The following is an 11226-nucleotide window of genomic DNA, read 5'->3' as shown; positions in this document are numbered from 1 at the left end:
GGTGAAAACCTTGTCGATGTGATCGAGCTTCAGATAGGTCATGACAGGTTCCTTCAGTTCAGCGCGGTGCCGCGGGTCACGAACTTCGCCAGTCCCGCGATCACGCGGTCGAGCACGAAGCCGATGATGCCGACATAGAACAGCGCCAGCACGATCTCGCTGATGTGCGAGGAATTCCAGGCGTCCCAAATGAAGAAGCCGATGCCGACACCGCCGATCAGCATTTCGGCCGCGACGATCGCAAGCCACGACAGGCCGATGCCGATGCGCAGGCCGGTGAAGATGTAGGGCGCCGCCGCCGGGATCATGATCTTGCCGAAGAACTCCAGCGGATTGAGCTGCACCACCGCGGCGACGTTACGATAATCCTGCGGGATGTTGCGGATGCCGACCGCGGTATTGATGATGATCGGCCATACCGAGGTGATGAAGATCACGAAGATCGCCGACGGCTGGCCGTCGCGGAACGCCGCCAGCGACAGCGGCAGCCAGGCCAGCGGCGGAATCGTGCGCAGCACCTGGAAGATCGGATCAAGCCCGCGCATCGCCCAGACCGACTGTCCGACCAGCGTGCCGAGGGCTACGCCGGCGACCGCGGCCAGCGAAAAGCCGAACGCGACGCGCTGCAGGCTCGCGGACAGATGCCAGAACAGGCCCTTGTCGATGCCGCCGCGATCGAAGAACGGATCGAAGATCAATTCCCTGGTGTCCTTGAAGACGCGCGAAGGCGGCGGCAGGGCCGAGCCGGCGCGCCGGCAGACCAGTTCCCAGAACAGCATCAGCAAGGCGAGCACGATCAGCGGCGGCACCACGCGCGCCGCGGTCTCCGTCGCCATCTTGACGAATTTCTCGGAACGCGGCGCCCGCTTGGGCGTCATGGTGACAACCGGCGCCGCGGTGGCTGGCAGCAACGCGGCAGTGGCGTCGGTTTTGATCGCGGGCATGGACATCGAAAGTGTTTCTCCGTGTTCAAGGGACGAGCCGCGCGGCTTCGCTCGGATCAGACGTCAACACGCTTGATGGACAGGGACTTCAGATACGCCGCCGGATTTTCCGGATCGAACATTTTGCCGTCGAAGAAGGTCTCCTTGCCGCGCGACGTCGACGCCGGAATATCGGCAGCGGCGACGCCGAGCGCCTTGGCGGCGTCGCGCCAGAGATCCTCGCGGTTGACCTTGGCAATCAGCGCCCTGGCATCGTAGCCCGCCTCGTATTTGCCCCAGCGGGTATCCTCGGTGATGAACCAGAGGTCATGGCTCTGGAACGGGTAAGAGGCATGATCGCGCCAGTATTTCATGACGTGCGGGCTGTTCTCGACCACCTTGCCGGGGATGCCGTAGTCGAACTTGCCCGCCGAACGGTCATAGACGTCCTCGACCGGGCAGTTCATCCATTGCCGCTTGCCCATGATGGCCGCGAGTTCGGCCTTGTTCTCGGCCTTGTCGGCCCATTGCTGCGCCTCCATCACCGCCATCAGGATCGCCATGGCAGCCTTTGGATTCTTGTCGACCCAGGCGGCGCGCATGCCCAGCGATTTTTCGGGATGCTTGCTCCAGATTTCGCCGGTGGTGACCGCGGTGTAGCCGATCTTCTGATTGATCAATTGCAGGTTCCACGGCTCGCCGACGCAGAGGCAGTCCATGGTGCCGACCTTCATGTTGGCGACCATTTGCGGCGGCGGCACCACGATGGTCTCGATATCCTTGTCCGGATCGATGCCGCCGGCGGCAAGCCAGTAGCGGAGCCACAAATCGTGGGTGCCGCCGGGGAACGTCATGGCAGCCTTGACCGACTTGCCGGCAGCCTTTTTCTTCTCAAGCGCCGCCTTGAACGGCGCGGTGTCGACGCCGAGCTTGAGATCGGCATATTCGTTGGAAACGGAAATGCACTGGCTGTCGAGGTTGAGCCGCGCCAGGATGTACATCGGCGTCGGCTGATTGTTCTGCGTCACCTTGCCCGACGAGATCAGATACGGCATCGGGGTCAGGATATGCGCGCCGTCGATGCCGTTGCCTTCCGAGCCCAGCACCAGATTGTCGCGCGTGGTGCCCCACGATGCCTGCTTCTGCACGTCGACATCCGGCATGCCGTATTTGGCGAACAGACCCTTGTCCTTGGCGACGAACAGCGGCCCGGCATCGCTCAGCGCGATGAAGCCGAGTTTGGCGGCAGTCACCTCGGGACCTGCGCCTTGGGCAAAGGCGCCGGCGGGAAAATTCAGTCTGGCGGCGGCAAGCAGCGCGGCGGTGCCCGCGGTCGCTTTGAGAACCTGACGGCGGCTGAGGCTGCATGGGGTTGTATTGGCAGTCTTCGTCATGGGTGCGGTTGTCCTTTGCGTCTGAATTGGCCGTCCGCCTGGTGTCACCGCGCGAGGCGCCTAGAGGCGCGCGCTGGGGAAGCCCCAGTCTGGCCGTGTCACAATTCGGATGATTGGTTTCGAAGGACGGCTTCAATGGCGTCAGCACAGGCTATTCAAGCTTCGTGCCAAGCTACCGCAATGCAAAAAATCAATTATCTATAGTAGGTTACGGGAGGTGCACGGTTCAGTGCCAAGCCAGGGACCGCACCGAAAATTTGCGATTCGCTCAATTTTTGTGCGTCGCACAAGAATTGAGCAGGGATTTGAAAACGGCCTCAGGCGGCTTCGGTCGCCTTCGCCATCATCGGCTTTGGCGCGGCGCCCTCGCCCGGTTTCATCCGGAACTCATAGGTCATCAGATGCCAGGGCCCGGATGCCGGCTTGCCATCGGGCATCACCGGATCGCCGCGTTTGTCGATCTTCGCGACCAGCTCGTCCTTGACGCCGAATACCACGTCGGAATCGAGATATTTGTCGCCTTCCACGAAGACGTGGGTGATCAACGGCTGGTATCCGGGCGCCGCGACCAGGAAATGCACATGCGCCGGCCGCATCGCGTGGCGGCGCGTCTGGATGATCATCTCGCCGACCGGACCATCGGTCGGGATCGGATAGCTGCAGGGCAGGATGGTGCGAAAGTAAAACCGGCCGTCGGCGTCGGTGATGAAGCGCGCCCGCGATGACGGACCCTGCGCCGCGTAGGTCGGCTTCTGCGAATCGTAGAAGCCGTCATCATCGGCATGCCAGACATCAACCGGAATGCCCGCCAGCGGCTTGCCCTTGAGATCGGTGACCCGGCTTTGCACGAACATACGCTCGCCTGGAAGGGTGGCGGATATATCCGCGCCGTGCGGCGTCACCTTGTGCTCGCCGACATAGAACGGGCCGAGCACGGTGGTCTCGGTCGCACCGTCGCGGTCGCGATGATTCACCGCGTCGACCAGCATGGAAACGCCGAGCACGTCGGAGAGCAGAATGAATTCCTGCCGGGTCGTGGTGCATTTCTGGCCGGTGCGGGTCAGAAAATCGATCGCATATTCCCATTCCTCGAAGCTGAGGTCGGTCTTGCGGACAAAGTCGTGCAGCGACTTCACCAGTTCCTGCAGCAGGAATTTGGCCCGCGGCTCCGGCGTATCGTCAAAACTGCGGATGACGGCGGCGGTGAGTTCGGTATCGCTGAACTGGGGCATTTTTCCGTCCTGCGGGGTCGGTGATCGCGGGCGCAAGCCTACACCACCGCTTCGTCCGGGGTAAGCGCGCGACGGTTGGAACCGGGGCCCGTTTTCGGCTATCAAGGCCGCTGCCTCTTCAGCCGGAGATCAAACCCGATGTTAGCCCCCGCCCCTGCCTCGCCCGAATCCGCGGGAATGTCCAAGACCGCGCTCGACCGTCTCGAAGCCCATCTGAAGCTGCGCTATGTCGATGCCGGCCGCTTTCCCGGCACCCAGCTTCTGGTCTACCGCCGCGGCAAGATCGTGCACTCGACCGTCCAGGGCTTTGCCGACCTCGAGCGCAAGGCGCCGGTCCGGGACGACACCATCTTCCGCATCTATTCCATGACCAAGCCGATCACGAGCGTCGCCTTCATGATGCTGGTCGAGGAAGGCCGCGTCGCACTCGACGAGCCGGTCCACAAATATATCCCGGAATGGAAGAACCTCGGCGTGTTCCAGGCCGGCACCGCGCCTTCGTTCTTGACCAAACCGCCGACACGGCCGATGCTGATCGTGGATCTGCTGCGGCACACCTCCGGCCTCACCTACGGTTTCCAGCAGCGCTCCAATGTCGACGCCGCCTATCGCGAGAACAAGATCGGCGAGGTCATCAAGGCCGGCACGCTGCAAACGATGATCGAGGACCTCGGCAAAATTCCGCTGGAATTTTCTCCGGGTGAAGCCTGGAACTATTCGGTCGCAACCGACGTGATCGGCTATCTCACAGGCCTGATCAGCGGCAAACCGTTCGAACAGTTCCTGAAGGAACGCATCTTCAATCCGCTCGGCATGGACGACACCGACTTCTTCGTGCCCGCGGACAAGGCCCATCGCTTCGCGGCGTGCTATTCGGCCGATCCGCAGGGCGGCATGACCTTTCACGCCGCCGAGCGCAAGGGCGGCCTGACGCTGCAGGATGACCCGGCGACGAGCCCGTTCCTGTCGCCACCGTCGTTGATTTCCGGCGGCGGCGGATTGTGCTCGACCGCGGCCGACTATCTCACCTTCTGCCGCGCGCTGCTCAATGGCGGCGAACTCGGCGGCGTCCGGCTGCTCGGCCCCAAGACGCTGAAGCTGATGATTTCGAACCATCTGCCCGGCGGCGTCGATCTGCCGGCGCTGTCGCGCTCGCTGTTTTCGGAAGCCGCCTATAACGGCATCGGCTTCGGGCTCGGTTTCTCGGTGACGATGAACCCGGCGCAGACCCTGATCGCCGGCAGCGCCGGCGAATATGCCTGGGGGGGTGCGGCGACGACATCGTTCTTCATCGATCCCGCGGAGGAGCTGGTCACGATCTTCATGACCCAGGTGCTGCCGTCGAGCGCCTATCCGCTGCGGCGCGAGCTGCGCAGCATGGTCTACGCCGCGATCACCGACAGCAATCTCTGAGCCAGACTGTTCCGGTTCCGCGGTGAAACATGACGGCACCATGGAACCTGCGTCCCGACCGAAATCCTTGGCGGATTTCGTCCGCTTCTCCTATGCTCAGTCGATATGGCGCTTTCGCGCCGAATGCGCTGATCCGGGGCTTGCGTGCCAAAACTTTCACTGCCAGTGCGTCTCGCCCTGCTGGTCGCGGGAACCATGCTGCCGCTGTTCGTTTTCGCGGTCGGCATTGTTTTCAGCAATTACGAACAGGACCGCAAGGACGCGACGCAGCACGTGCTGGAAACCGTGCGCAGCATCCGCCTCGTGCTCGACGCCGAAATGCAGCGGATGACCGGCGGGCTCCAGGTGCTGGCGCTGACCGACTCGCTGCGCGAGGGCGACTTCAACGGTTTCCGTCGCATGGCCGCGGGTTTTCTCGACCAGTACGGCAAGGACGGCGTCGTGGTGGTGGCGAACCGCGACGGTCGCCGGTTGTTTTCCTCGGTGACGGCGGATCCCGAGGGGCTGCCGCCGCGCAGCAATCGCGACATCCTGGAAAAGGTTTTTGCGACCAAGCGCCCGCATTACTCCAACCTGTTCTTCGGCGCGGTGAAGCAGCAGTTGATCGTCACGGTCGAAGTACCGGTCATTCGCGATGGCGAGGTCCTGTACGACATCTCCTTCAGCCCGCCACTCGAGATCTTCCAGGCCATCATCGAGAACCAGCGTCCAAGCCAGGACTGGACGATCTCGATCTTCGATGGACAGGGCATCAACTTCGCGCGGATTCCAAATCCGGAGCAGACGATCGGCAAGCAGGCATCGCCATCACTTCATGCCGCGCTGTTGCGCAACGCCGAAGCGACCCTGCCGACGGTGTCGCTCAATGGCGTACCGCTGATCACGAGCTTCACGCGCTCCTCGCTCACGGGCTGGACCGTCGCCGCCGGCATCTCAGAGAGCTCGCTGGTCGCCCCGTTGTGGCGCAATCTTGCGATCACCAGCGCGATTGGCGGCATTCTGCTGCTGGTCGGCCTCGCCTTCGCGGTGCGGATGGCGACGACGATTGCCCGCGGCGAGGCGCTGCATGATCTCCTGATCGAAGAACTGAACCACCGCGTCAAGAACACGCTCGCGATTCTTCAGTCGCTCGCCATCCAGACCTTTCGCAGCGCAAGCAGCGCCGAACGCGAAAAGTTCGAAGGCCGGCTCGGCGCGCTGACGGAGGCCCATAATCTGCTGAGCAGCGAGAGGTGGCAGGGGTCCGAATTGCAGGACGTGATCACCCGCGTGTTGCAGCCCTATCGGCTCAACAGTCCGGACCGGGTGCGGGCGTCGGGACCGAAGGTGCCGCTGTCGCCGCGGCTTGCCGTCGTCCTGTCGATGATCGTGCACGAGATCGCGACCAATGCCGCAAAATACGGCGCGCTGTCGAACGACACCGGCACGGTCGCGCTGGATTGGGAGGTGATCGAGGACAACGCCCGGCGCAAACTGAGAATGGTCTGGACCGAGTCCGGCGGCCCGCCCGTCACCGTGCCGGTGCAGCGCGGCTTCGGATCGCGCCTGATCGAGCGCAGCGCGCGCGACCAGCTCGACGGCGACGCGACCGTCGACTTTCTGCCCCGCGGCGTCGTCACCACGGTGACCTGCGCGCTCGAGGAAGCGAGCTGAGCAATGCGAAAGTTCCGCCGTGATGCCGACGGTCCCGAGCGGCGTTCGGCTGACATCAAAGCGGCGCGCACCCTGTGTCGCCGGCATCGCGCGTGCGCCCGGCAATCCGAATTGGCAACCGCATTGCGGCCGCGGTCGTTCGGGCAAGGATATCCGGCTACTTGACCAGCTTCAGATAGGGAGGCAGCGGCCTGCCCGGACCCGAGCCAGGTTGCTGCGACGGCTGATCTTCCGACACCATCAGGTCGCACACGGCCTTCAGCTCGGTATCGGTGACCTGATACAGCTCCATCCGCAGCTCCAGAATGGCCAGCGACAGCAGCCTCGCCGGCTCCAGGCTGGCCTGATCGAGCAGAATGGCCCGGCACTCCTCCAGCGTTGCAAGCAGCGACAGCAAACGTTGTTTTGCGTTGGCAACCGGCATTTCTTCCGCTCCAGAGCTTACGAGGGAGATCCGAGGCGTTTCGATTTGTCGTTTCATTGGCCTCCCCGCGCCACGGCGCCGCTTGCCGGCCCCTAGTCGATCACCCAAGCCCGCGCCGATGATCCAGAAATTTTGCGCAATTGTCCAGCGCGCTATCAACGCTGAAATCGCATCAGGCGTCCGGTTTCGCGGCGAATTCGCGGTGATTTTCGCCGGTGCCGGTCAAAGCCGCCTGCCCGCCTGCAACCAAGGGGTGTCTCGAACCGAAGTCGCAGCCGCGTCGCAAGGCCCGCCGCATGACCGCAGAGTCCGTAGAAATACGTGTATTCATGCGCGCGGAGGTTAAGTGTGCGCACAAAATTTGTGATGGGCGGACGCGCAGTGGTTGTGATTCGGCCAATATTTTGCCAAATGTAGAATGCGGGATATCGACGTGATGTCCCGGGCGCTGACGACTTTAGGTAGTCGAGCAACGCCGGTAACAGGGTGCTTCCAATGCGCACATGCGTTTTGGCTGTCATCTCGGAATATCGCAAGATGATTTGGTTCTAGGATAAGCTCGCCACCAAGACGAACCTGACGCGGTACATACGGAAGTAGCTCTGACCTGTCTCAAGGCTTCCCGATTGAAGGACGGTAAAACCAGAATGAACAGATCACCAGCAAAGAAGATGAAGCAGCGCAGTGCCGGCAAACCCGACATCGAACTTGGCAAGCGAATTCGCCTGCGGCGTGTGGAGCAAAAGGTCTCGCAGGCGGAGCTTGGTGACAAGCTCGGCGTCAGCTTCCAGCAGGTCCAGAAATACGAGAAGGGCGTCAACCGCGTTGGCGCGGCCCGGCTTCAGCAGATCGCCACCGCGCTCGATGTGCCGGTCACGTTCTTCTACGACGGCGACGGCAAGGCGCGCGAAGTCGAAAGCCTGCTGTTCCTCGACAGCGCATTCAGCCTGAGGCTGCTGCGGGCCTACAGCAAGATCAAGGACCAGACCATCCAGCGTCAGCTGGTGTCCTTGATGGAATCGATTGCCGCGAACGAAGCCTGATCTGTTGGTACCTTTAGGGAGCCTGCGCGGTTCTGCTTCAATCAGAACCGAAGCTCCCGAATATTTGTTTGACCCGTCCGCTTTGCGTGAACCGGACCCCGCTTCGCTAAAAACGCCGTGGCTGGCAGTGCCGCGGAAATGGTCGATCGGCAGAAGCGGATCGGCCGGCGGCCGGCCGCCCCGCCAGGCCACATGCTGGTCGGGCAGCGACAACACCAGAGTACTGCCAGCGAAATCGGCAGCACCTGATCTTACGAAGCTGAGCTTCGGCTACGGCGCTCGACAGAGCGCGGCGGGTGGGGGAATTGCCTCCACTGGGCGCCGGCGTTCCTGTCAGGCACCCCCACCCCGGCCCTCCCCGCAAGCGGGAGAGGGAGCGCACCGCCGTTGCCGAGGCACCGAACGAATGCTTCAATCCGGGCGGGTCAAGCTCTGTCACCGGATTTCACCGAAGGCGCCTCCAATGCTGGATGTCTCCAACAGCGCCGAAAGACCTTACGCCGACGGCAAGATCCTGCGGCGCGTTACCGACGGCGTCGGCATCATCACCTTCAACAATCCCGAAAAGCGCAACGCCATGTCGCTGGAGATGTGGGAGGGGCTCGGCCACGCGCTGGTCGAACTGCGCGACAATTCCGACGTCCGCGTCGTGATCCTGGTCGGCGCCGGCGACAAGGCGTTTGTCTCGGGTGCCGATATCAGCCAGTTCGAAAAGACCCGCCATAACGCGGAGGCTTCCGAAGAATATTCAAGGCGCAGCGAGGCGCAACGCGCCTTGCTGGCGACCTACCCCAAACCGACGATTGCCTGCATCCGCGGTTTTTGCCTCGGCGGCGGCATGCAGGTCGCGATGCTCGCCGATATCCGCTTCGCCTCCGACAACAGCCAGTTCGGCATTCCCGCCGCCAAGCTCGGCATCGCCTATGGCTATGACGGCCTCAGGAATCTGGTGTCGCTGGTCGGACCATCCTGGGCGCGGCTCATCATGTACACGGGCATGCGGCTCGATTCCACTGAGGCGGTGCGCATCGGTCTCGTCGACCGCGTGCTGCCCGACGCTGAACTGTGGGACGCCACCATGGAGATCGCCCGCACCATCTCCGGCAACGCCCCGCTCGCGATCCAGGCCGCGAAAATCACCATCGCGCAGGTGCTGAAAGACGAGAGCCATCGCGACATGGATGCGATCAAGGCGATCGGCACCGCCTGCATGGATTCTGAGGATTTTCGCGAAGGCCGCACCGCCTTCATGGAAAAGCGCAAGCCGCGGTTCAAGGGACGTTAAAGGCCGAACCAACGAGCCCACCATGCTGACGCAAATCTATGAGGTGTCGACACCATCGGAAGCGGACGCGATATCCGGCTTGGGCATCGACCACGTCGGAGTGCTGGTAGGAAACGGTGCCTTTCCCAGAGAACGCTCGGCGCGCGAAGCCGCCGCGATCTTGACGGCAATAAGGGCGTCTTCGAAGTCTTTGGCGCTCTTCCTGTCTGATGATCTCGCGCTGATCGAACAGATGGCCCGGGAACTCGGACCGGCGATCATTCACCTTGGTGCAGCCACCGAACTGCTTTGGCCTGCGCACGTAGCCAACTTGCGAAAAGCGCTTCCGAACATCCTGTTCATGCGCAGCGTGCCGGTGACGGGGCCGGAAAGCGTCGCGATCGCCAGAAGCTATGATGGATTGGTCGATTTTCTATTGCTCGACAGCCATCGCGAAGGCGATGTGCAGATTGGCGCGCTTGGTGTTACTCATGATTGGAACGTGAGCCGAAGTATCGTCGAAAGCGTTCGAACCCCGGTGATCCTGGCTGGCGGACTTGGTCCTGGCAACGTCGCCAACGCCATTCTTGCCGTAAGGCCCGCGGGGGTCGATTCCAAGACGCTGACCGATTTTGGCGATACCCACAAAAAAGACTTAACCAAGGTCGCGGCGTTCAACAGGGCTGCGAAGGGCGTCACACCTTGACCCATCTTCGCATTGCCGCTCCGTTTACAACGCCGCGATCACCGCCTTTGCGATATCCGCGGTGCCGTCGCTGCCGCCGAATTCCATCGGCTTGATTCCTCCCGCATACGCCTTGTCGACCGCGCGCTCGATGCGCTCGCCGGCTTCAGTTGCGCTCTCGAGGCCATGCCTGTCGGCGAGCCAGTCCAGCATCATCGCGGCAGACAAGATCATCGCGGTCGGGTTGGCCTTGCCCTGCCCCATGATATCGGGCGCGGTGCCGTGGCACGGCTGGAACACCGCGTGATGATCGCCGATGTCGGCGGACGGCGCCATGCCCATGCCGCCGATCAGCCCGGCGGTCATGTCGGAGAGGATGTCGCCGAACATGTTTTCCATCACCATCACGTCGAAATCCCAGGGCCGCTTGACCAGCAGCGCCGCGCAGGCATCGACATAGAGCCGGTCGGCCTTGACGCCGGGGTGGCGCTTCGCCGCTTCGTCGAACATCTCGCGGAAGAACGCAAAAGCCTTGAACACGTTGGCCTTGTCGACGCAGGTCAAGCCGCCATTGGCGCGCCCGCGCGCCTTGCGGCGTTCGGCGAGCTTGAACGAGAACTCGAACAGCCGCTCCGAGGTTTTTCGGGTGATCACCAGCGTCTCGCGCGCCTCGGTGTCGGTGACGACGCCCTTTCCCATCGAGGCGAACAGACCCTCGGTGGATTCCCGAATCACGACGAGGTCGATGCCGCGCTTGTCCGCGCCGACGATCGGGCTCGGCACGCCCGGTATCAGCCGCGCCGGGCGCACGCCGGCATAGAGGTCGAAATGAAAGCGCAGCTCGACCTGCGGCATGATCTCGGTGTTGTCAGGATAGCGCACCGACGGCAGGCCGCAGGCGCCGAGCAGGATCGCATCCGCCTCGTCGCAGAGTTTTACCGTGCTCTCCGGCATCGACCTGCCGGTCTCGCGATAATGGTTGGCGCCAGCCGGCGCCTCGGTGAAGCGGAATTTCAGATCCGTGGTCGCCTCGATCTTGCGCAGCACTTCGAGCGCGGGCGCCATCACTTCCGGCCCGATGCCGTCGCCGCCGAGCACGGCGATGTGGAGCGCGTTATTTGCCGACATGGGGGTTCCTATGAGAGTCGGAGAGACAAGCGATCGAGCAATGCCGTCATTGCGAGCGAAGCGAAGC

Annotated in this window: 10 protein-coding genes; 5 read left to right on the top strand and 5 right to left on the bottom strand. The window is 62.8% G+C overall.

Annotation, left to right across the window (positions count from 1 at the left end):
• Positions 1 to 53: 53 nt before the first annotated feature.
• From ntrB to WCE35_RS12915, 3 genes are all read right to left on the bottom strand, one after another.
• Positions 54 to 950, bottom strand: a complete 897-nt coding sequence (gene ntrB / locus WCE35_RS12925) for a nitrate ABC transporter permease (RefSeq protein ID WP_424593739.1) — start codon at positions 948 to 950, stop codon at positions 54 to 56.
• A gap of 50 nt (positions 951 to 1000) precedes the next feature.
• The gene (locus tag WCE35_RS12920) at positions 1001 to 2317 is read right to left on the bottom strand and encodes a CmpA/NrtA family ABC transporter substrate-binding protein (protein ID WP_424593738.1); all 1317 of its coding nucleotides are present in this window, start codon (positions 2315 to 2317) and stop codon (positions 1001 to 1003) included.
• A gap of 317 nt (positions 2318 to 2634) precedes the next feature.
• Positions 2635 to 3549: an intradiol ring-cleavage dioxygenase gene (locus WCE35_RS12915; RefSeq protein WP_424593737.1), complete on the bottom strand. Its 915-nt coding sequence runs from the start codon at positions 3547 to 3549 to the stop codon at positions 2635 to 2637.
• 138 nt (positions 3550 to 3687) lie between these two features.
• Between WCE35_RS12915 and WCE35_RS12910 the strand changes: the two genes are divergently transcribed.
• Together WCE35_RS12910 and WCE35_RS12905 are read left to right on the top strand one after the other, a co-directional pair.
• Positions 3688 to 4962: a serine hydrolase domain-containing protein gene (locus tag WCE35_RS12910; protein ID WP_424593736.1), complete on the top strand. Its 1275-nt coding sequence runs from the start codon at positions 3688 to 3690 to the stop codon at positions 4960 to 4962.
• 144 nt (positions 4963 to 5106) lie between these two features.
• Complete coding sequence (locus WCE35_RS12905) at positions 5107 to 6615, top strand: sensor histidine kinase (protein ID WP_424593735.1); 1509 nt, start codon at positions 5107 to 5109, stop codon at positions 6613 to 6615.
• A 157-nt stretch (positions 6616 to 6772) separates the two neighbouring features.
• On the opposite strand, the gene WCE35_RS12900 is transcribed toward WCE35_RS12905, so the two are convergent.
• Positions 6773 to 7039: a hypothetical protein gene (locus WCE35_RS12900; protein WP_424593734.1), complete on the bottom strand. Its 267-nt coding sequence runs from the start codon at positions 7037 to 7039 to the stop codon at positions 6773 to 6775.
• Positions 7040 to 7686: 647 nt separating this feature from the next.
• Between WCE35_RS12900 and WCE35_RS12895 the strand changes: the two genes are divergently transcribed.
• The 3 genes from WCE35_RS12895 (at position 7687) to WCE35_RS12885 (ending at position 10052) form a co-directional block, all read left to right on the top strand.
• Positions 7687 to 8082: a helix-turn-helix domain-containing protein gene (locus WCE35_RS12895; protein WP_424593733.1), complete on the top strand. Its 396-nt coding sequence runs from the start codon at positions 7687 to 7689 to the stop codon at positions 8080 to 8082.
• Positions 8083 to 8545: 463 nt separating this feature from the next.
• Entirely contained in the window at positions 8546 to 9367 is an 822-nt protein-coding gene (locus tag WCE35_RS12890; RefSeq protein ID WP_424593732.1) for an enoyl-CoA hydratase, read from the top strand.
• A gap of 22 nt (positions 9368 to 9389) precedes the next feature.
• Entirely contained in the window at positions 9390 to 10052 is a 663-nt protein-coding gene (locus WCE35_RS12885) for a phosphoribosylanthranilate isomerase (RefSeq protein WP_424593731.1), read from the top strand.
• A gap of 24 nt (positions 10053 to 10076) precedes the next feature.
• On the opposite strand, the gene WCE35_RS12880 is transcribed toward WCE35_RS12885, so the two are convergent.
• The gene (locus WCE35_RS12880; RefSeq protein WP_424593730.1) at positions 10077 to 11159 is read right to left on the bottom strand and encodes an isocitrate/isopropylmalate dehydrogenase family protein; all 1083 of its coding nucleotides are present in this window, start codon (positions 11157 to 11159) and stop codon (positions 10077 to 10079) included.
• Positions 11160 to 11226: the final 67 nt, after the last annotated feature.

This window comes from Bradyrhizobium sp. (assembly GCF_049691595.1).
Lineage (GTDB): Bacteria > Pseudomonadota > Alphaproteobacteria > Rhizobiales > Xanthobacteraceae > Bradyrhizobium.
Note: the sequence above shows the minus strand (reverse complement) of the source record. Positions and strands in the feature narration are given on the sequence as shown.